Annotated in this window: 19 protein-coding genes; 14 read left to right on the top strand and 5 right to left on the bottom strand. The window is 57.6% G+C overall.

Annotated features, from left to right (window positions below):
* Nucleotides 1-4: 4 nt before the first annotated feature.
* On the bottom strand, nt 5-145 hold the full coding sequence (locus AYM40_RS41495) for a hypothetical protein (RefSeq protein WP_158515317.1): 141 nt from the start codon (nt 143-145) through the stop codon (nt 5-7).
* Nucleotides 146-396: 251 nt separating this feature from the next.
* On the opposite strand from AYM40_RS41495, the gene AYM40_RS23075 reads away from it, so the two are divergent.
* From AYM40_RS23075 to AYM40_RS23050, 7 genes are all read left to right on the top strand, one after another.
* A complete protein-coding gene (locus AYM40_RS23075) occupies nt 397-1,866 on the top strand; it encodes a mechanosensitive ion channel family protein (RefSeq protein WP_063498565.1) in 1,470 nt (489 codons plus the stop codon).
* Between the two features lie 1,305 nt (nt 1,867-3,171).
* The gene (hpnI, locus tag AYM40_RS23070; RefSeq protein WP_063498564.1) at nt 3,172-4,395 is read left to right on the top strand and encodes a bacteriohopanetetrol glucosamine biosynthesis glycosyltransferase HpnI; all 1,224 of its coding nucleotides are present in this window, start codon (nt 3,172-3,174) and stop codon (nt 4,393-4,395) included.
* Nucleotides 4,396-4,461: 66 nt separating this feature from the next.
* Nucleotides 4,462-5,883, top strand: a complete 1,422-nt coding sequence (gene hpnJ, locus AYM40_RS23065; RefSeq protein ID WP_063498563.1) for a hopanoid biosynthesis associated radical SAM protein HpnJ — start codon at nt 4,462-4,464, stop codon at nt 5,881-5,883.
* Nucleotides 5,883-6,743, top strand: coding sequence for a hopanoid biosynthesis-associated protein HpnK (gene hpnK, locus AYM40_RS23060; protein ID WP_063498562.1), 861 nt, complete (start codon nt 5,883-5,885; stop codon nt 6,741-6,743). The genes hpnJ and hpnK overlap by 1 nt, the downstream gene beginning before the upstream one ends.
* The gene (locus tag AYM40_RS23055) at nt 6,740-7,762 is read left to right on the top strand and encodes a lysylphosphatidylglycerol synthase domain-containing protein (protein ID WP_063498561.1); all 1,023 of its coding nucleotides are present in this window, start codon (nt 6,740-6,742) and stop codon (nt 7,760-7,762) included. The genes hpnK and AYM40_RS23055 overlap by 4 nt, the downstream gene beginning before the upstream one ends.
* A 224-nt stretch (nt 7,763-7,986) precedes the next feature.
* Nucleotides 7,987-8,229 (top strand): helix-turn-helix domain-containing protein, encoded by a 243-nt coding sequence (locus tag AYM40_RS43775; RefSeq protein ID WP_082855249.1) that lies wholly within the window; start codon nt 7,987-7,989, stop codon nt 8,227-8,229.
* Nucleotides 8,230-8,461: 232 nt separating this feature from the next.
* Nucleotides 8,462-10,735 (top strand): CoA transferase, encoded by a 2,274-nt coding sequence (locus AYM40_RS23050; RefSeq protein WP_063498560.1) that lies wholly within the window; start codon nt 8,462-8,464, stop codon nt 10,733-10,735.
* A 7-nt stretch (nt 10,736-10,742) separates the two neighbouring features.
* On the opposite strand, the gene AYM40_RS23045 is transcribed toward AYM40_RS23050, so the two are convergent.
* Nucleotides 10,743-13,970, bottom strand: a complete 3,228-nt coding sequence (locus AYM40_RS23045) for an ATP-binding protein (RefSeq protein WP_158515315.1) — start codon at nt 13,968-13,970, stop codon at nt 10,743-10,745.
* Nucleotides 13,971-14,753: 783 nt separating this feature from the next.
* Here AYM40_RS23045 and AYM40_RS23040 point away from each other — a divergent pair.
* Both AYM40_RS23040 and AYM40_RS40505 read left to right on the top strand, forming a co-directional pair.
* Nucleotides 14,754-15,551, top strand: a complete 798-nt coding sequence (locus AYM40_RS23040) for an SDR family NAD(P)-dependent oxidoreductase (RefSeq protein WP_063498558.1) — start codon at nt 14,754-14,756, stop codon at nt 15,549-15,551.
* A gap of 383 nt (nt 15,552-15,934) precedes the next feature.
* Nucleotides 15,935-16,216 (top strand): hypothetical protein, encoded by a 282-nt coding sequence (locus tag AYM40_RS40505; protein ID WP_148662282.1) that lies wholly within the window; start codon nt 15,935-15,937, stop codon nt 16,214-16,216.
* Between the two features lie 596 nt (nt 16,217-16,812).
* Here the strand turns inward: AYM40_RS40505 and AYM40_RS23035 are convergent.
* Nucleotides 16,813-17,610, bottom strand: a complete 798-nt coding sequence (locus AYM40_RS23035; protein ID WP_063498557.1) for an enoyl-CoA hydratase — start codon at nt 17,608-17,610, stop codon at nt 16,813-16,815.
* Between the two features lie 1,397 nt (nt 17,611-19,007).
* On the opposite strand from AYM40_RS23035, the gene AYM40_RS23030 reads away from it, so the two are divergent.
* The 3 genes from AYM40_RS23030 to AYM40_RS23020 are packed head-to-tail and all read left to right on the top strand — an operon-like array spanning nt 19,008 to nt 21,866.
* Nucleotides 19,008-19,787, top strand: coding sequence for an acetoacetate decarboxylase (locus AYM40_RS23030; protein ID WP_063498556.1), 780 nt, complete (start codon nt 19,008-19,010; stop codon nt 19,785-19,787).
* Nucleotides 19,788-19,819: 32 nt separating this feature from the next.
* Nucleotides 19,820-20,602, top strand: coding sequence for a 3-hydroxybutyrate dehydrogenase (locus AYM40_RS23025; protein ID WP_063498555.1), 783 nt, complete (start codon nt 19,820-19,822; stop codon nt 20,600-20,602).
* Between the two features lie 10 nt (nt 20,603-20,612).
* Nucleotides 20,613-21,866 (top strand): DUF3734 domain-containing protein, encoded by a 1,254-nt coding sequence (locus AYM40_RS23020; RefSeq protein WP_063498554.1) that lies wholly within the window; start codon nt 20,613-20,615, stop codon nt 21,864-21,866.
* Nucleotides 21,867-22,346: 480 nt separating this feature from the next.
* On the opposite strand, the gene AYM40_RS23015 is transcribed toward AYM40_RS23020, so the two are convergent.
* Nucleotides 22,347-22,667, bottom strand: coding sequence for an EthD family reductase (locus tag AYM40_RS23015; protein ID WP_063500634.1), 321 nt, complete (start codon nt 22,665-22,667; stop codon nt 22,347-22,349).
* A gap of 254 nt (nt 22,668-22,921) precedes the next feature.
* Nucleotides 22,922-23,551, bottom strand: coding sequence for a hypothetical protein (locus AYM40_RS23010; RefSeq protein WP_181448456.1), 630 nt, complete (start codon nt 23,549-23,551; stop codon nt 22,922-22,924).
* Nucleotides 23,552-23,797: 246 nt separating this feature from the next.
* Here AYM40_RS23010 and AYM40_RS23005 point away from each other — a divergent pair, with 246 nt between their 5' ends.
* Nucleotides 23,798-24,562, top strand: a complete 765-nt coding sequence (locus tag AYM40_RS23005; protein WP_420488501.1) for an SDR family NAD(P)-dependent oxidoreductase — start codon at nt 23,798-23,800, stop codon at nt 24,560-24,562.
* A 121-nt stretch (nt 24,563-24,683) separates the two neighbouring features.
* On the top strand, nt 24,684-25,280 hold the full coding sequence (locus AYM40_RS23000; RefSeq protein ID WP_063500633.1) for a 2-hydroxychromene-2-carboxylate isomerase: 597 nt from the start codon (nt 24,684-24,686) through the stop codon (nt 25,278-25,280).
* The last annotated feature ends 250 nt before the right edge of the window (nt 25,281-25,530 follow it).

Below are 25,530 nucleotides of genomic sequence, written 5' to 3'. Positions count from 1 at the left end.
CTTTTCAGCGCAACAGGAGGCAGTGACTGTCCGCGCCCACGTCGATAAGGGTCAGGATGACTTCTCCCGTGGCAACGAGGTCGTCCTGATCCTCATCGAGATTGCCATTCAGGCAGAACATCATACTATCCAGCGCCAGACGCATGTTCCCGCAGATCCAGGAACAGTGAATTGCCAAGCCTGGAATTGATCCGATCTCTATCCGACGGGTATCGTTCAGCCGTCGAACCGCGGCGTCGATATTTCCCGCGGTTTGCGCTTCGCCCTCACTTCTTCTACTTCGGTGACGGATCCAGACGACACATCGTCAATTTACTGCACGCATGAAAACGCGGAGTCGCGCCATGCTGCACGTACCTGCTTGAAACGCAGGTCAGAGGCGGCTTCCAGAATCCCATGCAACATCCGCTTAACCAACTGCTATTGCCGATCGCGGCGGCGGTCGTAAACCTTCTCGTCTTTCTCTGGAAAATGGGCCCGCGTCGCCCGGTCGTGTACGCAGCGATCAAGTCTGCTGCCTTCGCGTTGTTCACGGTCACAATGCTGACGTATGGGGTCGTGCCAACACAAGCGGCACAGCATATCGCGTTACCCGCGATGCGTTTCGTGAGCGGGGTACTGGAAGTCGTGTGGTGGTTACTGTCCGCTGCCGCAGTCTCATCGGTCGTGCGGGCCTATTACGCAGTTGGATTAAGTCTTCGGCAGCACAGGTTCACACTGGACGTCATAGCAACGCTCCTATACGCGGGCGCAGCGATGGCAATCACTACGGACGTCCTTGACATACCATTGAAGGGTGTACTCGCTACGTCTGGCGCCCTCGCGATTGTTTTGGGCCTCGCATTGCAGAGCACTCTCTCGGATCTGTTCTCTGGCTTGCTAATTAACGCTACGTCACCCTACCGCGTGGGAGACGCCGTCACGCTAGACGACTCAACCGAGGGAGAGGTCGTTGAAATTACGTGGCGCGCTACGCACATCGCTAAAACCAATCGCGACACAATTGTGGTGCCGAACAGCGTGATAGCAAAGTCTAGAATCATCAATCGAAGCGTTCCCGCAGGGGCTCATGCGACGGTTGCAAAGTTCGATGCATTCACCAAGTTCCGGCCTTCCGACGTCGTTCGTGCACTCGAACTTGCCATCGATACCTGTGTCGGCATAGCAAATCATCCGACGCCAACAATTGCAACGACATTAGTCGGACGCAGAACGACCCGTTATGAAATCACGTTTTTCCCTACCGGACAGCGATCATCAATCGAAGTGTTGAACAGGTTTTACGACGCGGCACATCGGCATATGGAGTCATTTTCGGCACTGATCGAGCCATTCGACACAGCAGTCGGCGGCGGGGAGTCTGCGCTCACGTACCGTCTGATCGAAGGGATCGGAGTGTTTGGCACGCTGTCACGCATGCAGCGTGTTCAGCTTGCTGCCGCGCTAGTCAGACGCGAACTGACACCCGGACACGTCATACTTGCCGCCGGCGAGATGTCAAGGGCCATTACCATCATTGCCCACGGGATCGTAGGTGCAACCTCGCAGCGCGGCGACGCCGACGACATCGTGCGCTTCGGTCCGCGAGAGTACTTCGGCGAAAGCGGGCCTATTGCAGGCGTGACCTCATACGTATCATTCGTGGCACGAACTTACGTAATCGCCTACGAACTACCGAGGGGCGTGGTTGCCAGCCTTCTTAAGCAGCACAGCGACGTCGCGCATGCACTCGCAGCACGACTAGCCGCCCGGGAGAGAAAGGGACAAGCACTGATGCATCCCGTCCACGAAGCCGAGTTTTCACGCAATGGCCTCATAGATTGGATCTACCATCGCATCAAGTCTATGCACCATTCGCAGGCCTGAACCAGCAACGGAACTCGCACTATATATTTCATACCCATTTTTGATAGACCGGACGACCGGTCTATGTCTTCATCAACAAGATCAGTATCGTCTCCCATGGCCGGAGTAGCCGAACGATATGTCGCGTATCGGCCCGCGCAGCCGCAGTATCATCCCCCTCCGCGTCACTTGCCTCCCGACTTCTACTGACTGAAGCGAAAACACCGCCAACCGACCTTCGCGATTGGTCTGGGAGTATTTTTTCAAGCGTTAATACGACGACGAAGAAATTCTGGGAGTGCACATGCTCCGTCGTCGAAAAGGAGATCCTTTGACGAGAATGCTGGCTTCCTTGACGCTAGCGTCTGGTAAGGATGGAAGGTGATCAAGCCGCTCCCGCGGTAAATCCACAAAGAGTTGCTCGCCACACGCTACCAAACCGCCTCTAGATGGCGGGGAGTGCGCCGACTCGATCAAGATTCTTGAATGGTGCTCCGAATCCAGCCCCGTCATTTCCTGGTGCGGCTCGACCTCAGGTTTTATGCCGAGCAGATATGGCATCTATGCCAGACACATCGTCACAGAGGCTGTTCGTTGTCCGGGTCTGCGATCAAACGTGGCCCTTCCACCGTCTGTTCATCTGTCCGGGGTCGCGGCCGCCAATCAAAAACCGTGCGATGAGGCATGTAGCACTGGCCGCTGGGCGGTCGATTGGCCTCAAATCAATAATGGGACCGCTTCAGCACGCTGCTTCTTCGATCAAATCGTTCGCCTACGTCGTGACAGCATAACAGCCAGTCTAATCGCGACAGCAATCTAAAAACATTCACTGAATTACACAGCATTTTCATTGTGAATTATTGAATACACTATTCTATCTTCTATAGCTAATCAAGAAAGAAAAATGTAATTTTCATATCTGCAGACGTACGGCATCATTGGCGCGGACACCTGCGCTGCAAACTAATCCACGCGCTGCTACAATCTCTCACTGATCGATGAGCGTGTGTCCTTTCTCGAATCACACGCAATTTAAATGAAGGTACGCACGATTTTTTTCATCCGCACCAGCATATTCCATATTGATTAATCTGATTAATTTCAATCAGATCTGTATCGTATCGAACTAAAGATCTGCATAATGTTTTCATTAATATTACCGGGCATTACAGAGGTGGTTTGTCGCTCCCTGGAAGCTAGCCGACAAAAATTGCGCCGCATCACTTGTAAGAAAGGAAACGGAGCCGCGTCCACTTGTGCTCCGACGAAGTTTGTGTCGCCATCTCCCGGGCCAATTCTGCGCGGAGTGTGTAAGAGCATCAGCCAATGACGGTCCATTCAACGCAGGTATCGATCTGCCTGCTTATTCTTTCGTGCGGCCTCGGTTCCGTGTATGTAACCATCGCTGCCGTCGCGATGCCCTTTTTCGAAAGATCGCGCGTCTGCAAAAGAAACGATCGCCAGATCGGGGGCATCAGCGTACTGAAGCCACTATGCGGACCGGAACCGCGCTTGTACGAGAACCTTGCTACATTCTGCGAGCAGACGCACTCGAACTTCCAGCTTCTGTTTGGCGTCTCATCCTCGAGTGATCCGGCGATCACCATCGTCCGACGGCTACAAGCCGCGTACCCATTGCGCGACATTGAGCTCGCAATCGACACACGGGTTCACGGCAGCAATCTCAAGGTGAGCAATCTGATCAACATGGCGGAACGAGCGCGACATGACATCATCGTCATCGCCGATAGTGACATCGCCGTAAGACCAAATTATCTGAAGACAGTGGTCGCGCCACTGACCGATGCCACCGTCGGTGTAGTTACATGCCTGTATATGGCTCAGAGTGTAGGAGGCTTCTGGCCGCGTGTGGGTGCGTTGTTTATTAATGAATGGTTTGCGCCTTCGGTTCGAGTCGCGCATGCAGGTGGCTCTCGCCGCTTCGGTTTCGGCGCCACGCTTGCGATTAGACGCGAGACACTCGAGAAGATTGGGGGTTTCGAGGCACTTAAAAATTGCCTCGCTGACGACTACTGGCTCGCCGAGCACGCTCGCGCCCTCGGCTTGCGAACTGTGCTGTCTCCGGTCATGGTCGCGACGGACGTCATTGAGCCCACGTTCGCGACGCTTTGGCAACGCGAAACCCGCTGGCTGCGAACGATACGCTCGATCAATCCATGGGGCTTCGCATCCCTCTTCATTACGTTTCCGACACCGTGGCTTCTGTTCAGCGCCGGTATTACAGTGCTCTTCCACTCAGCAAACGGCGCTTGCTCTCACCACCTGGCGGCCGCGATTCTGGCCGCAAACACGGTTTTTGGCCTCGCCGCGCGTATTATTTTGCACGGTCGCAGTGCACGTCATACACGGACATTCTGGCGAGATCTGCCTCTCGTGCCTCTGCGCGACATGCTTCTCACGCTACAGTGGCTTGCTGCGGTGTTCGGATCGTACGTAGTCTGGCGCGGAGCGCGCATGCCAGTCACTCGAGCTATCGAATCGGTACGCACCTCAAACACGGCAGCGATGAAGGCATCCGATAGACGATGATATTCGTACACGTGCCGTGTGATCAGCATCATCGTCCGGTTCATGATTTACGCTCCAGGAGTACCCGTGAATACATTATTTTTACAGGCGCCATCGTACGACGGCTTCGACGGTGGCGCGGGTTCGCGCTATCAGGCTAAACGCGAAGTGCGTTCGTTCTGGTATCCGACGTGGCTCGCGCAGCCCGCCGCACTCGTCCCCGATAGCCGTGTACTCGACGCCCCCGCCGACGGCCTGTCCGTCGAAGCATCGCTCGATATTGCGCAGCAATACGATCTGGTGGTCATCCACACCAGCACGCCGTCCTTTCCCACCGACGCCCTGTTCGCCGAAGACCTGAAGAAGCGCAAGCCTTCGGTGCTGATCGGCATGGTCGGCGCGAAGGTCGCGGTCGATCCGCACAATTCGCTGACCGCGAGCGAGGCGATCGATTTTGTCTGCCGCGAAGAATTTGACTTCACCTGTCAGGAAATCGCCGAAGGCAAGCCGTTCGCCGGGATCAAAGGCCTGAGCTATCGCGCCGCCGACGGCTCGATCGAGCACAACGAAGCGCGCCCGATCCTCGAGAACATGGACGAGTTGCCGTTCGTGGCTCCCGTCTACAAGCGCGATCTGAAGATCGACAACTATTTCATCGGCTACCTGAAGCACCCGTACGTGTCGATTTACACGGGCCGCGGCTGCCGCTCGAAATGCACGTTCTGCCTGTGGCCGCAAACGGTGGGCGGCCATCGCTATCGCACGCGCTCGGTCGAGAACGTGCTCGAAGAAGTGAAGTGGATTCGCGACAACATGCCTGAAGTCAAGGAGATCATGTTCGACGACGACACCTTCACCGACTTCAAGCCGCGCGTCGAGGAAATCGCCCGCGGCCTCGGCAAGCTGGGCGTGACGTGGTCGTGCAACGCGAAGGCGAACGTGCCGTACGCGACGCTGAAGATCATGAAGGAAAACGGCCTGCGCCTGCTGCTGGTGGGCTACGAGTCCGGCGACGACCAGATTCTGCTGAACATCAAGAAGGGCCTGCGCACCGACATCGCGCGCCGCTTCAGCGAAGATTGCCGCAAGCTCGGCATCAAGATTCACGGCACCTTCATTCTTGGGCTGCCCGGCGAGACGCAGGACACGATCCAGAAGACCATCGAGTATGCGAAGGAAATCAATCCGCATACGATCCAGGTGTCGCTCGCCGCGCCCTATCCCGGCACGACGCTCTACAACCAGGCGGTCGAGAACGGTTGGCTGGAAGAGAACAAGGTCATCAACCTCGTCAGCAAGTCAGGGGTGCAGCTCGCGGCGATCGGCTATCCGCATCTGTCGCGCGACGAGATCTACCACCAGCTCGAAAATTTCTATAAGCGCTTCTATTTCCGCCCGTCGAAGATCTGGGAAATTCTGCGTGAGATGCTCACGAGCTGGGACATGATGAAACGGCGCCTGCGTGAAGGCGTCGAATTCTTCCGGTTTCTGCGGGCCCACGAAGCGTGATGTCAAGGAGAGAGCTAACGAGGTCGCGCGCTGGTCATCGCACGCTGATCATAACCGCTGATGATTTCGGTTTGGACGTGCGTGTTAATGAGGCCGTCGAACAGGCCCACCGGCACGGCGTACTGACCGCCGCGAGCCTAATGGTGAGCGCGCCCGCTGCACCCGACGCCGTTTCTCGTGCGCGACGTCTGCCGGACCTGCACGTCGGTCTTCATCTTGTGCTGGCCGACGGGGCGGCCACACTCCTACGCCAGTCGATACCGGCCTTGGTCGATAAGCAAGGCCACTTCGGTCGTAACATGGTGCGTGACGGTTTCCGCTTCTACTTCTTCCCGCATGTCCGTCGACAGCTCGCGGCGGAAATTCGCGCCCAGTTTGACGCGTTCGCCAGAACTGGGCTCACGCTCGACCATGTGAATACTCACAAGCACTTCCATTTGCATCCCACTGTCCTGTCGCTGATTCTCCAGATCGGGCCAGAATACGGCATGCGCGCCGTGCGCCTGCCGTTCGAAGCACACTCCCCGGCTTGGATTAAACCTTGGGTAGCGCTCGTACGGGCGAAACTCGATCGCGCGGGGATCGCACGAAACGACTATGTGGTCGGCATATCCGAAACGGGAAACATGGACGAGACAGTGCTGCTTGATGCGATATCCGGCATGCGTGAGGGCGTGTGCGAAATCTACAGCCACCCGGCATTGCTCGATGATGGTCAACTGACGCCAGCGATGAGCACGTACCGGCACGCCGACGAATTCGCTGCATTGACATCGCCGCGTGTGATGAAAGCCATTTCGGCTTCCGGTGCGATTTGTACTGGCTTCGCTGAAATTGCTTGCGGGAACCATGCGCGATGAAATGGCTGCAACGGGTGGGACTACCGGCTGGCATCGGACTACTTCTTTACCTTGTATTGCATGACGGCGGCGACGTTCTAAACACGATCCGGCGCGCCGGTCCGACCATCCTTTGGCTGATACCGCTACACGCTCTTCCGCTGCTACTAGACGCCTGCGGCTGGAGGACCCTCCTAGGTAAGTCCACGTCACTTCTCTTCCTTTGGTGGATTGCGACGGTGCGTGAGGCGGTCAGCCGCCTGTTACCGGTAGCTAGCATTGGCGGCGAAATCGTGGGCATCCGCCTTGCGAACTGGAAGGCACATAACCTGAGCAGCGTCAGTGCGTCGGTGATCGTCGAAGTGCTCGTGACAATGATGGTGCAGTATGCGTTTTCGGCTATTGGTCTGGTCCTCATCCTCGCGTGCACTGAGATGAAGAATTCACTCGGGCCCATTGCGTTAGCCGTGGTGCTCTCATTGCCACTACCCGCCGTCGTCTTCATCGTAGTTCGGCGTGGGGGCGTCTTTCGCGCAATAGAACGTTGGGCAGCGCGCTTGCTTGGAGCGGAAAATCCGTTACTTCAGGCTATCGACTGTAAACAACTTGATACGGATATCGATGCGTTGATGTCACGTGTCGGGCTTTTGATTCGCAGCTTTCTATGGCAATTTGCCGGCTATGCACTCGGAGCGCTGGAGACGTACTGGGCGCTTTCAATGCTTGGCCATTCAATCTCACCAGCTGGCGCGCTCGCAATCGAAGCGCTCACGCAGGCAGTCCGACACGCGGCTTTCATTATTCCGGCAGGCATGGGTGTACAGGAGGCGGCTGTCGTTCTCCTCGCACAAATGTTTGGGGTAGACCGCGAAGTGGCGTTGTCGCTGGCGTTAGTCAAGCGTGTGCGCGAAGTAGTCTTTGGCTGCTGTGCGCTCGCCTCGTGGCAAGTCGCGGAGATCTTAATCAGACGACCGGCTCGTAAAGGCGAAGTCGCGGCTGCCCAAGTAGAAAATCAGTTACCGGATGACGCGCGGATCTAGAAAACGGGGCGCCGCTACCGTCAGCGTGTCTGTGACCTCGACCTTTTCAGTATATCTCCCACGCTTCGGCCTACACTCGGCGGATCCTGCAATAGTGCCTAGTCAACAGTAACCACGTCGTCGGATTTCGGCATCATGAGTCGTGCCAGAATCGGCGACCTAAAATCTGAACTGGTGGCGTCGTGATGGAGACTGCGCCTGGAGCGCAGGCCGTATGACGCGCCCTGCGCCTGTTGCGAGCGGTGGCAGGAACGCTCGGCGCTGGCATCAGTCTCCCGCAACTCATGCGCGACACCGACCTCAACGAACCGACCGTACATCGGCTAGTGCTTGCGCTAATCAGCGTAAGGAGGGAGTATCCGAACTATTCGGCAGCACTGCCAGGGAATGAAGTTGCTCTCATGCGGGAGGGAGGGTACTCGGTCAGCGAGAGGCTCGTGGTTACCTGCGCACGCACGGGCCGATGACTCCGTGTTCGAAGTACCCGATTATTCGATCGAGTGGCTGCCGCAAATTTCGAAGGCGGCCGACTATTTGGACATCAAGGCGGCGATTATTTTATCGCCCATCCTAACCTATTGAATTTTAAGGAAAAACACCACGTTCTGCGACGTATGTTACCGTAACAAACGTTTCGCCGGGAACAGCTAGAGCAGATAATCCTCCAAGGTTTACATAGTTGCAGGATGGGAGGAATAAATGTCGCTTTTGCCTTTGTCGGGAATCTCGGTCGTCGAATGCAGCACTGGAATGGCAGGCCGGTTGGCGGGCCTGCTGCTGGCGGATCAAGGTGCAACCGTAATCGTTTGCCGCGAAGGCGGCGAGCCCGCGCCACTAGATGCGTATCTGGACCGCGGCAAGCATATTCATGCCGGTGCAGAACCGGCTTGCTCGGCGGGGGCCGACGTGGTAATCCGCGACGGCACCGATAATGGCGAAAGAATTCACGAGCAAATTCGTCTCGCCATTACAGCCGTCCTTCCCGGTGAAACCGCCTATCCTTTCCCGGACGAGGTTGGTGACGACATCCTCAAGGCGGTCTCGGGCTTCTATACCGATCTGGCGATGACCCGAAGTCTGCTCGGCGACAACGTCCTCTACACCCCCGTGCCGCTGTGCTCGGTCTATGCCGGCGTCCTCGGTGCGACGGCAGTCGGAGCGGCTCTGATGGACCGCCTCCGGTCCGATACCGGCCGGGATATCGTCATTTCGCGTCTGGCTGCCGGCCTGTCTTCGGTCGGCGCGCTGGCGCTGGAGGTTGGGGGCATTCCTGAGCATCTGAAGACAGGACCTATTATTTCGCTGCCTCCCGAACTGGCTGCGCATGTCGGGAAGGCTCGTGCCGACAAGGCCTATTTCGAATGGCTCAAACGCCAGATGAACCCCTTGTTTGCCTGCTATCCTGCCGCCGACGATCGCCAAGTCATGTTTCTCAGCGTCATTCATCGTGATTACGCTCGGCGACTGCTTGAGACGCTAGGGATCTGGGAGGACATGCAGGCCTTGGGGGTGGTCGACCTCCCGATCTATGATTCATCCAACGCCGAATACGCCGACCACAATATTGCCGTGGCGCAAAATCTGCGTTTGCCGCTTCGCGCCAAATTGGCTGAACTGATTGCTGCCGCCGTCGCCCGCAAGCCGGCCGAGGAGTGGGAACGCATCCTTGGCGAGGCCAACATTCCCTGCGCGATGGTTCGCGATTTCGACGAATGGCGCGCGTCAGATCATGCAAGGCAGTCCGGAATCGTCGAGACAGTTGGCGGTTGCGACTGGCCGCAGCTTGGGCGTGCCGTTCGGCTGGCTTCCGCCAAACCCTATCCGGCTCTCCACATCGGCACGACCGGGAAGACTTCATTGCCTGCTTCACAGTCGGCGACCGCAAAGGAAGCGGCAAAATTGGCAGCTCCCCTGGCCGGCATGCGCGTCGTCGATCTCGCCAACGTCATTGCCGGGCCGGCTTGCGGCCGGATGCTGGCTGAACTCGGCGCCGAGGTCATCAAAGTGGACTCCACACAGCCCGAGCATGCGCCAGCGGTAACCGTGGTCTGGCCGGGCGAACTCTCCCAAGGAAAGCGAAGCATTCTCCTCAATCTGCGGCAGGAAGACGGGCGAGAGATCCTCAGACGGTTGGTTGCACAGGCTGATTTGGTCGTGTTCAACAAACTCGACCCGGTCATGAAGCGGTTGGGTCTCGATCGGGCCGGTCTCGCGCGGCTCAATCCCGATGCCATTGCCGTCCAATTGAGCGCCTTCAAAGGCGAACGGCCGGGCAGTCACGACGACTACCCTGGGTACGACCCGCTCTTGCAGGCCGCGACCGGAATCATGACCAGATTCGGCTCTTCCGATGCGCCCGAGTTGCACGGGCTAGCTTCCTGCGTCGACTATCTTACCGGGTACATTGCGGCTTTCGGAGCGATCGTCGCTCTCTTCGCCCGCGAACGGCGTCCTGAAAGGGGCGGCGACTGGGTCGACACGTCCCTCGCCAGCGCCGCGAGCTTCATTCAGGCTTCGTTCCAGGTAACGCCCGCACCGGTCGGAACGGCAAACTGCTTGCGGAAGGTCAAGGACGGCTGGATTTGCGTCGAGCCGGCCGATGCTGATATCCCCGGCATTTCCGAACTAACCGTGCCGGAAGCACTGACCGCCGCCAAGTCCGCCGGAATCATCGCGGCACCGGTGCAATCGATCGCCGAACTCAAGGCTCGACATCGAGAAAACCCGTCTGCGGACGTTGCCTTCAAGACCTCCTCCGGGGATCTTCCTGCCTTCAATCTGCGTCAGACATGGTTCCATTTCGATGGCTCGCCTTTGCCAGAACTCGCGGCTGCTCCGGCACCGGGGGCCAACGCACAGGAAATTCTCCAGGAACTGGGCTACGGCGCGGCAGATATCGAGAAAATGATGTCCGTCGGAACGGTCGGACAGGTGCTATGGGGCAGCCCTTCCGAGCTTAAGGCGGTCGAATAGCGCCATATTACGTCAGGGCGGCCAGGCTCTTTTGCGCGCGCTGCTCGAATACAGCGGAGCCCTGCGATGCTGCCAGGGCGACGGCGCGGTTGAAATAGCCGGCTGCGAGGGCCTTCCCGTCGGAACCTTCCTCTTTCAATGTCAACTCGCCTCGACATCGAAGGATTTCGGCATCCCAAATATGTTCGCTATGGGATCGGACAAAGTCTTCGGCCTGGATAAGAGCGCCCAGCGCCAGATCGTTGCGGTTACCCAGCGCGCAGCATTGGGAAACCGTCATCCAGAGGAAGGGAGAAAGGAAGCCACCCCAACCACGGCAAAAATCGGCGACATTCCGGCTCATGGAATCATAGTCAAGAGGCCGCAAGCCGGCCATGGTCTCGCTCCAGGCCAGGACGAGTTCTGCCAACGGACTCCAATGGTTAAAACCATGTTTTTCGCTGAGTTCCCTCAATAGTTCGCCATGTTCACGCCCATCTTTGGTTTCGCTGCGGAGAATGTCCAACACTGAACGCCAACCCAGGACGACCGCCTGTGTTGGCGCGTGCTTTTGCGACCGAGCGATCGACCAGGCTAAATCCGCTCGCGTCAGGGCCGCTTTGTCGTCGCCTTGCAGGAATAACGCCCATGCACTGTAAACGGCGGCAGTGGCTCCCGCGTCATAGCCGTAGGAAGGCCTGTAACGCGCCAAGTCATAGTGACGCAGAACTTTGTCGTACCAGCGCCTTGCCTCTGACAGTCGTCCTTGAAACAGGGCGCTCGTACCGAACAGCCTGCGGGCTTCAAGAAGCAGGTCGCGATGGCGCGCTTCCTTGGCTCGGTGGGCAACCTCGGCGGCAATCGCAGCCGATTCCGCCCAGTCTCCGCGCGCGCAGAAATAGGCCCAAAGCGCGGCAAAGGTCGCTGCTTCCTGATCGGGACTATGAATCTGTGCACAGAGCGTTTTAGCCTCTTCGTAAATAGGAAATAACTCAAGCGCTCCGTAACCCTTGGTAACCCGAACAACGACGCCCAGTTCCGTGAGCAATTCGAGCCTGTGCCTCTTGTTTGCGGCGGTGAGCGCAGGTCCGTTGAGCGCCGCGAGACCTGCGCGAAAATGGCCGGTCGCCTCCTCATTGGCGAAATCTCTCGCGGCCCGCTTTCCTGCCTCCAGCCACCGGGGCGCCGATTCTTCTGCCAGACCCGCCTTGACGAGATGGTCAGCGATGATTTCGGCGCGCGGCTCGAAGCCGGTTTGTCCTGCCAACAGTCGGGCGATCCGCTGATGAATCTGGCGGCGTTGCTCGAGTAGCATCGATTCATAGGCTGCGTCGCGAAACAGGATGTGGCGGAAGCACCCTATTCCTGTCCCGCTCTCCCCGCCCGGAAGAATCACGCCCTCCTCGACCAGAGTCTGCATGGCCTCGCCGAGGGCGGCTTCCGGCACTTCCGCTACAGCGGCCACAAGATCACTGCGGAATTCCCGACCGATCGCCGCCGCAACTTGCGCGATGAATTTGTTGTCGCCCAGCCGGTCCAGTCTTGCCATCAGAAGGTCAATCAATCGTTCAGGAAGTCGTCCGCGGAACTCAGGCATGTCGCAAAGGGTTCTTGCAAATTCTTCGACAAATAGGGGAATGCCTTCGGTCTTTTCGACCACGAGTTTGCGCTGTTCCGCCGACAGCCTTATTGAGCCGGTGACTTCGTCTATCATTTGTTCGACGTCAGCCGTTCCTAGTGGCGCCAGTTCCAGGACCGTGGCGCGTGGCAAACGACGCCACTGATCGTTGCCCGGCCGCGAGGTCACTGCCAGCATGATTGGTTGGGCCTGGAGGCCGCGGGCGATCAAATGAATCAGTTCGGTCGTAGAGGGGTCGAGCCAATGAACATCCTCGACGACTAGCAGCAGGGGGGCCTTGCGCGCCGCGGTGAAAATCACCCTAACAAGCATTGCAAAAATCGCTTCCTTGCGACGGCTCGCCGGCATGGCTTCCAGCGCGTCCGGCAACGCCAGGCCGAACAGCGAGCCGAGCATCGCTACACCCGAGGGCTCGGACTCGGCCGGTGTTATCGCCAGCGCGAGGAGTTTGGCGTTGATTTGTTCGCCGCCATCCGTACGCACGATCCCTGCCAATTCGGATATTGCGTCCCGCACAGGCGACAAGGCGCTCCTCGAATAGAGCGGCAAGGCCCTGAGAAGCATGCGCCGCCCCCCATTTTGCCGGATGGACGCCCACAGATCGTTGATCAGACGCGACTTGCCGATCCCCGGTTCGCCGCTGATGACGACGACTTGCCCCTCTTTGCCCTCGACCAGAGACCAACGTCCGAACAGAAGGTTGAGTTCGTGGCGGCGCCCGACTAGCGGCACGCCCTCGGTGGACTCGGAGGGGATCCCCAATTCCTCAAGTCGCCAGACGGTCTCGCCGGACGCAAGGCGGCAGCAGGGCAATTCGGCGCGGCAATAATGGCGCAAGACCCGATAGGTAGCTTCGGACAGAAATACGCTCCCGGCCGAGGCACAGTAAGAAATTGCCGTGGCGTCAGCCAATACGTCTCCCAACAATGCCGGAACGGGTGTCCCCGAATCGGAGTTTCGCGTACCGCTGATCGCCCAGCCGGTTGCCACCCCGACCTTTATCGCGACATCGTCGAGGGTCTGCTCATGCCCGGCGACGGATTCATCTCTGGACGAGTCAATTTCCCCGAGAACCAATTCTCTTGCCGCAGCGACGGCAAGATATGCGGCATTTTCCAGGGATCTCGGCCAGCCGAAATAGCTGACGAATCGATCGCCAGCCTCCTCCGCAACTCTTCCGCCGTATTTTTCGGTGATCTTTGCAAATAACCTTCGAAAGACAAGAAAGTCATCGTGTATTCGACCGGAATCAATCGATCGATTGGAAAAACTTCCAGCAATTCTGCAGGCAATCACCGTGACGTGATGTCGGCCGGGAAGTTGGGACGCATGGCTCAAGCCGGGAGGCAGCCGCTCTGGTGTTGGTGCCAGCCGAAGGAATGGCACATAGCTGCCCTTCGGTATCTCAAGGAAATGCCGGTCATCGATCCCGGAGCCACGGGAATAGTCGGTTAGCAGGCGGCGTAGTCGTCCAGCCTCCACCCGAACGATGGCATTGCTGCCCGGATCGAATGACGAATCCTTGCCGAAGACCGACATCGCGATGTTCAGTTCCTTCAGCGACCTGTCACGGCCGGCAAGCCATTCCTCGACCAGGAATTTCAGAAACGCGCCCATCCGTGGAGACGACAGAAACTCTGGGCTGGCTAGGGTGCGGGACAAAACACCCTGCACCTCTTCTGGCGAAAGAACATCTGACCCCTGGCCTCTGGTGGGCCCACCATCGGTAAGCGGCATCCTAGACCATTTCCCTTCTTGATTTGGTCATGCCGGCGCGAAGTGCGTCGACATGACGGCGTTTGCCTGACGGTAAGACACTTCCTGCTCCAGGCAAAACGCTTCGATTGCCGGCCGCGGCGCTGGCTGCTCCGCACCTCTAACCGCAGCAAGATCGCTGCCTATGACGCTGCGAACAACGAGATCGGTTAGTGAGAAAAAAGTACTAACACGCGTCTGCCAGACACCAACAAATATAGCATCAAACCTTCAGCGGTTATCGACGACGCTGATGCCGGGACCTGCGTCGCGCTCGCCGCGCAACTGGGCGCGGAGCTGAAACCCGGCGCGCGATGTGGCGGCCCATGCGACAGCTGTCGCGTCGGTGCGCTACAGATGTCGCGTTTCGCGGCGAAACGCAGGCACCTGTACGACAGACACCGCCGCGTCGGAACGCCCGCCGCAACAGTGAATCCCGCGTTGCCCTCCGTCTGCGGCATCAAACTTGCATAGAGACGGCCGCCACTACCCAGGCGTTGCCTGGCCGTAGCGGCGTAATTCGTACAGTCCACGGAAAAGACCAATGGTCTTACGTTCAGACTACTGACAAATTGATTAGCTCCTAAGTCGGCAGCGGTCCCGTTCCGGGTCGTCGCAGCTCTTCGGGAAGATACGAGGTACAGGATGGCAGACAGAATGAAGGGCAAGGTAGTAGTCGTCACCGGGGCAGGTTCATCCGGACCCGGCTGGGGTAACGGTAAGGCTGCAGCGGCGTTGTACGCGCGTGAAGGAGCAAGCGTCCTCGCCGTCGATTATCGAATCGCAGCAGCGCTGGAAACTGCCGAACAGATTAAGTCGGAAGGAGGAAAGTGCGTCGCTGCTCGCGCTAACGTGGCTGACTCCGCTGACGTTCAAGCTATGGCAGCCGAGTGCATCAGGCATTTCGGCCGAATCGACGTACTGCACAACAATGTCGGCATCGTCGAAGTGGGCGGTCCCGTTGAAACCGACGAGGATGCCTGGAACCGCGTCATCGCCGTCAACCAGTCGAGCGTGTATCTCACGTGCAAGTACGTCATCCCGCACATGCTCGAACATGGTTCCGGCTCGATTGTGAACATCGCATCGGTCGCCGCCACCCGCTGGATTGGGTTCCCGTATCTGGCTTATAGCGCTGCGAAGGCAGCGATTCTCGCCATGACGCAAAACATGGCTATTCAGTACGCATCCCAAGGTATTCGGGCGAACTGCGTTCTGCCTGGTTTCATGGATACGCCGCTCATCAGGGAGCCGCTCAAGGAAACGTATGGCGGCGATACCGGCGAAATGATTGACAAGAGAAACAAGCAGGTGCCAACGGGAAAGATGGGCGACGGTTGGGATACCGCCTACGCCGCGCTCTTTCTCGCTTCAGATGAGGCAAAGTACATCACCGGCACCAGCCTTGTGGTAGACGGCGGCCTGACCGCGCGGTGCGCCTGACGAGCACGGGTACTCGTTGCTGGCAACGGCACCAGCCTCCAGTGCAGCTCCGAGATCATGCCGGCTATCAGACACACGCAGCATGCTGAATCGGGTTTGCCAACTTCCCGTGAATTGCGTCGCTGCTTTCGGAACACTCGCTCCCGGTGTTGGTTTTGACATAGCCGACGCCCGGGACGAGTAGCCCGTATCTTGTACTCAGCGCGAAGATAACTGGCTATATCATTTGAAACTTTCTTATACCAGGATTTGCAAAAATAGAAGGATGGAGTACCCGATTTCTTCTCCCGGTGAAACGCTCCTTTATCAAGTCAGTGATTTTTGCAAAGCAACTTGACTGGTAAATTTCTTCTCACGGACAGGGTCCGCCTATGGAGAAAGTCATGAAGAACAGTCAAGTGCGTAAAAGTGTGGTCATCGGTGCACTGCTTGTTGCCGGTCTTGGGGCAGCTCAGGCGCAAACGCAGACGGATTATCAAGCAGAAACGGGAGCGCCAGTGGCCAGCTATGCCACAGCGGCAGATAGCACAGGTGCTGGGGACTCTCAAAACCATCGATCCGCGGTAGTCATCCGGAGCGGCTATAACGTCGGTCGAACCGCCGTTCAAAACGTGCCTGGGTGCGACGGACCGGCCAGTTTTTGCAACATGTATTTTGGCAATTGATATCGAACTTATTGAGCCTCGACATTCTGGAGTTCGATCAATGAAAAGTCCGATTTCGTGGGCTGACCACTGTCGAGGTTGCAATAAAAATGAGATATAAATTTTTTCGACCAAGAATAAATAGTTCGCCCTTAGTAACCCGCAACACGACGAAGAGGTCGCTTAACGCGCTGCATGCACCGGGATTCGAGTGTCTGGCGAACGTGCGACGTGAAAAGGTTGGTGTCGAGACAGGCCGTTCCGTTGCCCGTAGCCTCTACGCGGCTCAAGCCTGGTTGCTCGCCTAGCAGGCTGCTGGTGACTGACGGGCTAAAACGGCTCAACGGGCTGTTCAGCGTAATCTATGCAGCTTCGTTTTGGGTTTGGGCCGCATTGCAGCGGCACGAGCGAGATGCTTTTCAAGACGCCCCGCTTCATCCTTCAACTGTCGCCCGATCTCCTTCTGGCGGTCGGACGTATAGAGCTCGCGGAAATCTCCACCAGCGCCCCCGAAAGGCGCCGGCAAAATTGAGCGGTTTAGCGAAATGACCGCCCTCTGTTTACAACATGAAACAGAATATATGGTTCGTCATATGCAAATGTACTTCGAGTCGTCCTCACGACTGCCCCTCCTGAAACTCTGAGAAAGTCCATTTTGGCCGACGCTTTTCAAGAAAGGCGTTCACACCCTCACGCTGATCTGGGTGGTCAAATAGATCAACGAAGCGTTCGCGCTCTACCGCGAGTGCCGGAGCACGCGGAATGCCATTGCGCGCCTGATGAATCAACCTCTTGCTGTATTCGACCGCTTGCGGACTGAGGCTCACTACGCGCAGGGCCATCGTCAGCGCGCTCTCCAACGCCGCACCCTTCCCTACCACTTCTTCGACAAGGCCGATACGAAGAGCGGTGGCGGCATTGATTCGCTCGCCGGTTAGTATTAGCCGCTTGGCCCAGCCCTCGCCAACTAGCCACGGTAGCGTCTGGGTACCGCATCCGGATGGGAGCAAACCGACAGCGGTTTCAGGAAGGGCAAGGACCGCGTGTTCTGCCGCTATTCGAATGTCGCTCGCCAGCGCGCATTCAAGACCCCCGCCCATCGCATAGCCGTTGATGGCCGCAATCACTACCATCCGAGCATTCTGCAACGCCTCGAACGCCCTGCCAAATCGTGTCGCAACCGTTCGCGCGATCTCGAGACTTCCGTCAGAAAAGGCATTGAGATCGGCACCCGCACTAAAGAACTTAGGTCCATCTCCAGTTATCACGAGCGAGCGTACGCGCGGGTCGGAGTTCAACCTCTCTACGGTTTCCTGCAGTGCGAACAGACCGTCCGGAGTGAAAGCGTTTGCAGGAGGTCGTTTCAGCGTCAGTATTGCGATGGCGCCAGCATGCTGGTAGTCAAGCTCGAACATTTGATAACTCCGTTGTGTTTTTTCGCTTGTGTGAAGTGGACGTAACGGTGTCAGTTCCGACTTGCATTGGAACCAACGAGCAGGGTCCGCTTGCAGGACGCTCCTGCTCGCGCCACTGTTCTATAAAACTCTCGCCCCCAATGGCGGGGTTGAGGCGTGATCCTCGATACCGCTCCCGTGAATCTGAACGCCTCGGATCAACAGTTCACCGAGTCATCCGACGTGCAGGACGTCGGTTGCACGGCGTCCGTCAGACGAGGCGCCCCCCTCAGACAAATAAGGCACGATTAAGAAAAGGCACCCGTTATATAGCGTTGTAACAATCTGCCAAGATGGGTTAGATCGGGAGCGTCTAAATAGGGTCTTCAGACTGCGCTCGCTCGCGCGAATATTTCGTGCGGCCGCAGAAGCGATCGGTTTGGTGACGACCGCGCTCGCTGCAATTTCCTACCCCGCCTCAAGGTTGGAGAAATTCAATACAACGCCTTCAGAGTTTATGGATAAAACACACGGACCAAAATGACCGCCGCGCTCACTTTTAATGAACGAAGTTGCAAGCTTGTTGCTGTTAGCTCCTGGACCGGCGATAAAGTGGCGCCCTTTCGACAGCATATTTGTCAATTTGCCTACGACACCGTATACGGCGGAGAAGTCCCCATAGTTTTGATGCGCTCCAGCCAGCCGATCGACGATGTCACCACCTGCTCTGTAGGCAATGCCCGCTGAATGTTCCCATGAGGCAGCCCTGGCAGTGGGCTAGAAATGAGTCGCTAAGGTTGTCCGGGGACACGCTACCTGTTGAAGTTCGTTAATTGCGCTAGCCGTGTCCACAGAGGCGCTAATTGATGTCCGCCATTTCCGCTAGCGCGCGTGTTGATGGCCGACGCGCACTCACCGTCTAGCATAGACGATGATGACGCTGTGCGGGAGTGCGGTTCCGGACATCGACTGTGGAACGTAGAAGTCCATCGAATAACACTCAAAGTGTTCCAGTGCGCCGCTTTTCGTCTGCGCCCATAGGCCAGCGGCATCGTATGCTTGCATGGACGACGGATGATATTTCCGCTCGCCCCTGCCTTGCCCCTGTTTACCTGTTGCGCCGCTCAACAGCCGCCTTAGCGGAATTAAAGGACACGTTAAACGCGCTAGCGAAATTAACGGAAATCAACAACTGCCCCCGGGCGAAGCGCGCCCGCCGAGGAACGATTCAGCCGCGGCTGCGTTGATCTTTCTGGCGATTCCGGTAGCGCGTACGACACCGTGACCTTGACAGAGGTTCCAGCCGAAGCGTTGCAGTCTGGTTAACTGTCTTTTGATAAATGGTGGCTCCTACTGCATCGGCGTTGCCTCTACCATTGCACCGGCTCTGCATGCGCCACCTGTCATAGAGGACTGTTATGAATCTCGCTTCGATCCGCAAAGACGCCTTTGCGATGCCTGTTCACAATCCGGCCTATCCACGGCCGCCGTACCGCTTTATCAATCGGGAATACTTCATCATTTCATACGAGACCGATTTCGATGCTCTGCGCGCCATCGTGCCTGAGCCGCTGCATCCGGAAAACGATCTCGTCCATTACGAATTCATTCGCATGCCAGATTCGTCGGGCTTTGGTGACTACACCGAAAGCGGTCAGGTCATCTCGGTGCGAGACCATCAAGGGCGCCTCGGTAACTACACGCATTCGATGTACCTCGATGACGAAGGTCCAATCGCCGGCGGCCGGGAAATCTGGGGCTTTCCGAAGAAGCTGGCCAAGCCGACCTTGAGCGTCGACGGCAACGACACGCTGCTCGGCACACTCGATTACGGCACACAACGTATCGCAACCGGCACGATGGGCTTCAAGCATGTGTCACTCGACATCGAGGCTGAACGCAAGAAGCTTGCGGACACACCGAATTACCTGCTGAAAGTGATCCCGCACGTTGACGGTTCGCCGCGCGTGTGCGAGCTCGTGCGTTTCTATCTGCGCGACGTGAGCGTGCTGGGCGCGTGGTCGGGTCCCGCTGCGCTCGAACTGCATCCGCACGCGTTGGCGCCCATCGCCGATCTGCCGGTGAAGCGGGTGGTCGGCGCGCGTCATGTGATTGCCAATCTCACGCTGGATATCGGCGAGGTTGCGCTCGATTATCTGGCTTCGACCGAGAGCGTCAAGCTTGCGGTCAATCAATAACGCTCCGTGAACCGTTAGGAAAGGAAAGCAACATGTCGTTGAACAATAAAGTCGCGCTCGTGACGGGCGCAGCAAGCGGTATCGGTGAGCAGTGCGCACGCAAACTCGCCAGCCTCGGTGCCGCAGTGGTGATTGCCGACCTGAATCTCGAGAACGCGCAGAAAGTGGCCAGCAGCATCGTCGCGGCGGGCGGCAAGGCGCTGGCAGTCGCAATGGATGTCACCAGCGAGGAAGCCGTCAATAACGGCATCGAACGCGCGGTGAAGGAGTTGGGCAGCATCGAAGTGCTCGTGTCGAACGCAGGTATCCAGATCGTCGCTCCCATCGAGGACTATGCCTTTTCCGACTGGAAGAAAATGCTGGCGATCCATCTGGACGGCGCCTTCCTCACGACGAAGGCTGTGATCAAGCACATGTACGCCGGCGGCAAGGGCGGCTCGATCGTCTACATGGGTTCGGTACATTCGCACGAGGCGTCGAAGTTGAAGTCTGCCTATGTGACGGCCAAGCATGGCTTGCTGGGACTGGCCCGGGTGGTGGCGAAGGAAGGCGGCCCGCGCGGCGTGCGGGCAAACGTGGTGTGTCCGGGCTTTGTGCATACCCCGCTCGTCGACAAGCAGATTCCCGAGCAGGCGAAGGCGCTCGGTATCTCCGAAGCCGACGTCGTGAAGAACGTGATGCTCAGGGAAACCGTCGACGGTGAATTCACCACGGTCGAGGACGTCGCCAATACGGTTGCGTTCCTTGCGGGCTTCGAATCGTCCGCGCTCACCGGGCAGTCGGTGATCGTCAGCCACGGCTGGGCAATGCAATAAGGGGTCTCGTATGCGCAGCAGCACAAAAAAAATCAACGGGCAGTCGGATGTGTTTGCGCTGCCGCGCTACGACGAGATCGCCCTGGTGCTTCAGGGCGGCGGCGCACTCGGGTCTTACCAGGCCGGCGTCTACGAAGGCCTGGCCGAGGCCGGTGTGCAACCGAACTGGATCGCCGGCGTGTCGATCGGCGCTCTGAACACCGCCATCATCGCGGGCAATGCGCCGGAAAACCGTGTGGAAGCGTTACGAGGTTTCTGGAATTCGATCTGCCATCCGCTCGACTGGGTAGGTAGTCTGGGTGCATGGATGCCGCCCGGTTTCGGCGTGCAGGACCTGTCGCGCAAGTGGGCAAGTTTGTGGGCAGCCAGCCGCGCGTTGACAGAGGGTCAGCCGGGTTTTTTCTCGCCGCGCTCCCAGTTTCCAATGGCAGGTTTCGGCAAGCAAAGCCCCAACATGGTCAGCTACTACGACACGGCCGCCCTGAGGGAAACGCTGTTGAAGTTCTCCGATCTCGACCGTATCAACGATGGCGACATCCGCGTTTCTGTGGGCGCGGTGAACGTGCAGACCGGTAACCTGGTGTACTTCGACAACACGAAGATGCGTCTGCACCCGGAGCATTTCATGGCGTCAGGGGCGCTGCCGCCAGGTTTTCCGGCGGTGGAGATCGACGGCGAGTATTACTGGGATGGCGGCCTCGTTTCCAACACGCCGCTAACCGAAGTGCTCCGCGATGCCGACCACAAGGATGCACTCGTTTTTCAGGTCGATCTATGGAGCGCGAGAGGCAATGCGCCGGGGGACTTTCTCGACGTGTCCGAGCGTGCCAAAGACATTCAGTACTCGAGCCGTACGCGGGCGATTACCGGCATGCTGGCGGATCGTCAGAAGCATGCGCGCTTCATCAAGGAACTGCTCTCACATGTCCCTCCCGATCTTCGCAGGGCCGATCCGCTATTCCGTCTCGCTGAAGAAGAAGCCGACGGCAGCGCGATCAATGTGGTGCACCTCATCTACAAGAACAAGCCTTACGAGGGGCATTACAAAGACTACGAGTTCAGCGTCGACACGATGCAAGAGCATTGGGAAAGCGGTCTCGAAGACATCCGCGATTCGTTTGCCCACCGGAATTGGTTCGATGTGCCGAGCCGCGAACAGGGTTTCGTGACGCATGACGTACATCGCCAGCTTGGCGCTGTGCCGCAGTCTGATCTTGACATGCCTGAATTGCCGCTCGGGGCGGAACGGAAAGTCGCAGCTTGAACGGGTGCGTATCTGGTGTTCGCTGACGGACGACGATGGCAATATACAATCATAGTATTGTCCATACGATCAGTAATTTCCGGAGAAAATTCGAAGTCTCTGACGCGCTTGATAAAATTAATGCGCGCTTATGTGAATTGGCGAGTTTATTTAGTTCGGAGTGGAAATAAACCTGTCAACACATACGCCGAGACCCTGTCGGCACCGGGCGCTCAACTGACATGTTGATTGCGTTCTACCCGATGCGAAAGTGCTGGAGAAGCGTGGCGCGATGTCGGGGCCAGCAAACACACCGGATGATCACCTCGCGATCAGAGGGGCGCCCCGCCATCAATTTCTCCAGACTCTCAAATTTTCCCACCGTCGGCGCCCAAATTCGCCCAGTCCGCGAATGTAGCCATTTCGACCACGCTATTTGCAGCGGCGCCCCCCGAGATCCTTATCGCGACAGAACCGTTCGGAACGTATCGGCCGTTCCTGTCAAGCCCGCTCTACTACAACTTCGCTTATCTGAAGCGTTGGCACCAAGTCGGTGTAGTTGGGTATGTCACCGAAGATCTCTTTCGCGTGCGGCCCGACATCTGTTTGAAAAGACTCGACCGAGTCGCAGAAGAAGTGGCACATGGCAACGTAGGTTGCTGGTTCGCCGGGTGAACCGCCTGCAAGTCCTTTATCAACGGTGTAGTACAAACACGCTTCGCCCATGCACGTCTTCAGCAATGGCATATGCCTGTCGCGGTAGTACTCGTGGTCGAAGCGGGCGTCAGGCGTGTTTGCGTACATGACACTAACCTCGATCATCATAGGCCTCCAAGTGGTAGAAAGTGAGTCCCCAAAACGTTGGGTCCGAAGTATGAACAATTTGCGCCGTCGTAATGCATACCTGTCTAACCGCCATCGGCAACCGGCGGCAAACCCCGCCATCAAGCGGACCTCCCCGAGTCGCTTGACTTCCCTCCGTCGACAACGACCATGGCCTGCCGGGCGACCATGCCTCGCGCGCGCGAAACGCGATCGAAGCTAACAAACCAGTCGCCTCCGGCAGTCGGCTCCGGTCATGTCGACGTGGCCAGCAAGGTCTTCAGGTGCAGGTCGATCTGCGCCAGACATTCAGCGTCGGTTCCAAAGAGGGCCAAGTGTCCGTCGATGCTCGAGATCGGCCGGAAGTCGCTTCCGGAAATGAGTTTCTGCTCGGCCTCGCATTCCGCTGGCGAGAAGAACATGTCATAGCTGATCGGCATCACGAAGGTCTTGGCCCTGATGCGGCCAAGCGCTGCTGCAAGGTCGCCGCCAATGTGCCTGCTCACGTCTCCATGCTGCCACTTCCAAGTCATGGCGAGCAGGTCGTTCGGGTCCATCGGCGCGAAGTAGCCGGTCATAAGATTATCGACAAAGGCCTGCATCGAATCGAAGCCTAGGGCCTTGTGGCGCGCGGCACGGAAGAACTCCGTGCTCCAACCCATCACGGTCCACATCTTCCCGTGCCGCTTCAAGCCGGCCGCCACCTCGGCAGGCGTAGCGTAGTCGCCGCCCTTGAATCCGCGATCGGTGATGATTGCCTCAACCAGCGTTTCAACGAAGAGGAAGTCGTGCTCGGTGATCTTCGCAGTCCCTGCAATAAGCGCCGCGCGAAGCACCATCTCCGGATAGCTCACGGCCCACTCGTAGGTCTGCTGTGCCGCCATTGAACCGCCGACAACCAGCGCCAGCCGCGTGATGCCGAATCTCTCGGTCATCCGTCTCGACGAGATACGGACGCGAGGATACGAACTTGGATAGAGTTCTTGCGTCAGCTCATGCCCACCGCGATTGCACGCGACACGCAGGTGTTCGAGGAGCACTGAGCTTCTGCTGGTAAGCTAAGCTGAATAGCCCGTACTTGGCCCAGGAGTTTCGAGCATGGCGCTCGAAGCGATCCAAATTAGGTCAACATGAAAGTGCTCATTGAGTCCATGTCCTTTGGAGGGACGGCACAATCCTGCACGGGCTACTATCACGGTAAACGCAGCTTCGACGTGCTCACCCATGCGGAATCCGTGCTCCCATCGCCGCTCGACTCGGCGATAGCCCTCATCATTGGGGCTGTTGACGCACCAGGCAGCGCAATCGCAAAGCGGCTTTCCTGCGAAGGTTTCGCTATCGCGGCCGTTCGGTGTGATGCGGAGAAACTTGCTCCTCTGGCGGACACGATTTCGGTCGACGGTCATGAGTCTCACGCCTTTGGCATTGATGCCCGAACAGAAGAGCAGGTCGATTCTCTGTTCCCGCACATCGAGGCTGGGATCGGAGAGATTGATGTGATGGTCTTTACCATTGGCGCGAACGTGCAGCTCAGTATCGTGGAAACAACGGCGCAGAAGTACTACAAGGTCTGGGAAATGGGCAGTTTCACCGGCTTCCTGACCGGACGGGAGGCAGCGCGGACGATGCTGCCGCGCAAACGTGGCGCGATTATTTTTACCGGGGCAACACAGAGCGTGCGAGGGGGCACCGGTTTCTCTGCATTCTCCGGTGCCAAAAATGGCCTGAGAGACTTGGCGCAAAACATCGCACGCGAACTGGGCCCCGAAGACATTCACTTAGGACATTTGGTAATCGACGGCTCGATCGACACCGAGTTCATCCGGACACTCTTTCCGGAACGCTACAAGCCGAAAGAGATCGATGGCATTCTCAATCCGGCGCATAATGCGTAAACTACTGGAACCTCCATCAACAACAGCTGACAGCGTAGACATTCGAGTTCGACGTGTGACCGTATATGGAACGTTAGTAAATCGAATGATGCGCCGCCCCAGTTTCACTAAAGGTACTGATATGTCTCGAAAGCTCAAGTTCTTTTTTGACTTTGGTAGCCCTGCTTCCTACCTCGCCTATTGCGAGCTCCCAAAAATTGCAGAACAAGGTGCGGCCTCGATAGAATGGGTTCCTGTCCTCCTCGGCGCCTTACTCAAGTCAATCGGCAATAGCGGGCCGACCGACGTGCCCACGAAAAGAGCCTGGTTTTGGAAGGACATGGCACTATGCGCAAAAAAGCGTGGCGTGCCGTTTGAGGTGAATTCATTTTGGCCGATCAACACTTTGGTTATCCAGCGAGGCGCTGTGGTCTTCAAGGATACGCTCCTCTTCCGTCCTTACCTCGACACGGTGTTCGAGGCAATGTGGGCAAAGTCCAAGAATCTTAACGACCCATCTGTGCTTGCAGAGGTTCTTGCTCCGATTGACATCTCTCTGGACGACTTCCTGCAGTGCGTCTCTGTCCAGAAAGTGAAGGACGAACTCAAGCAAAATACCGAAGAAGCCGCGCGACTTGGCGTATTCGGGTGCCCGTCGTTCCTTGTCGACGATCAGTTGTTCTTCGGCCAGGATCGACTCGAATTCGTGGCAGACGCTCTGCGCGACTCCCGAGCATGATAGACCGGCGCTACTGCTCATTGTGATCTTGCGAGCGTGAGCGCCTGAGAGGATATTCCGTTTAGTGCCTATGGGTTGCGCGCTGCAATTCTCAGATTACAGCTCAACGAACGGTTCAGCTACGACGCGGTGCAAAGTCTGTTCTTCAACAATTTTGAGGAGCACGAAGTCGCCGGTCTCGAAGACGTAGAGACCATTCGCACTGAGGTCGAAACTCGTCTCCACGACGCCAGTGTCAAGCCTCACTCAG

This window comes from Paraburkholderia phytofirmans OLGA172, assembly GCF_001634365.1.
In the GTDB taxonomy this organism is placed as follows: domain Bacteria; phylum Pseudomonadota; class Gammaproteobacteria; order Burkholderiales; family Burkholderiaceae; genus Paraburkholderia.
This window is presented reverse-complemented; position numbering and strand designations above follow the sequence as displayed.

Bases quoted from the DNA above. Each gene is read 5' to 3' on its own strand.
- AYM40_RS23000 (WP_063500633.1), top strand. From the start codon at position 24,684: ATGTCTCGAAAGCTCAAGTTCTTTTTTGACTTTGGTAGCCCTGCTTCC.
- hpnI (WP_063498564.1), top strand. From the start codon at position 3,172: ATGACGGTCCATTCAACGCAGGTATCGATCTGCCTGCTTATTCTTTCG.
- AYM40_RS23030 (WP_063498556.1), top strand. From the start codon at position 19,008: ATGAATCTCGCTTCGATCCGCAAAGACGCCTTTGCGATGCCTGTTCAC.
- AYM40_RS23075 (WP_063498565.1), top strand. From the start codon at position 397: ATGCAACATCCGCTTAACCAACTGCTATTGCCGATCGCGGCGGCGGTC.
- AYM40_RS41495 (WP_158515317.1), bottom strand. From the start codon at position 145: ATGCGTCTGGCGCTGGATAGTATGATGTTCTGCCTGAATGGCAATCTC.
- AYM40_RS23040 (WP_063498558.1), top strand. From the start codon at position 14,754: ATGGCAGACAGAATGAAGGGCAAGGTAGTAGTCGTCACCGGGGCAGGT.
- AYM40_RS23055 (WP_063498561.1), top strand. From the start codon at position 6,740: ATGAAATGGCTGCAACGGGTGGGACTACCGGCTGGCATCGGACTACTT.
- AYM40_RS40505 (WP_148662282.1), top strand. From the start codon at position 15,935: ATGAAGAACAGTCAAGTGCGTAAAAGTGTGGTCATCGGTGCACTGCTT.
- AYM40_RS23035 (WP_063498557.1), bottom strand. From the start codon at position 17,610: ATGTTCGAGCTTGACTACCAGCATGCTGGCGCCATCGCAATACTGACG.
- AYM40_RS23015 (WP_063500634.1), bottom strand. From the start codon at position 22,667: ATGATCGAGGTTAGTGTCATGTACGCAAACACGCCTGACGCCCGCTTC.
- AYM40_RS23010 (WP_181448456.1), bottom strand. From the start codon at position 23,551: ATGGCGGCACAGCAGACCTACGAGTGGGCCGTGAGCTATCCGGAGATG.
- AYM40_RS23045 (WP_158515315.1), bottom strand. From the start codon at position 13,970: ATGGGCGCGTTTCTGAAATTCCTGGTCGAGGAATGGCTTGCCGGCCGT.
- hpnK (WP_063498562.1), top strand. From the start codon at position 5,883: ATGTCAAGGAGAGAGCTAACGAGGTCGCGCGCTGGTCATCGCACGCTG.
- AYM40_RS23005 (WP_420488501.1), top strand. From the start codon at position 23,798: ATGAAAGTGCTCATTGAGTCCATGTCCTTTGGAGGGACGGCACAATCC.
- AYM40_RS23020 (WP_063498554.1), top strand. From the start codon at position 20,613: ATGCGCAGCAGCACAAAAAAAATCAACGGGCAGTCGGATGTGTTTGCG.
- AYM40_RS23025 (WP_063498555.1), top strand. From the start codon at position 19,820: ATGTCGTTGAACAATAAAGTCGCGCTCGTGACGGGCGCAGCAAGCGGT.
- AYM40_RS23050 (WP_063498560.1), top strand. From the start codon at position 8,462: ATGTCGCTTTTGCCTTTGTCGGGAATCTCGGTCGTCGAATGCAGCACT.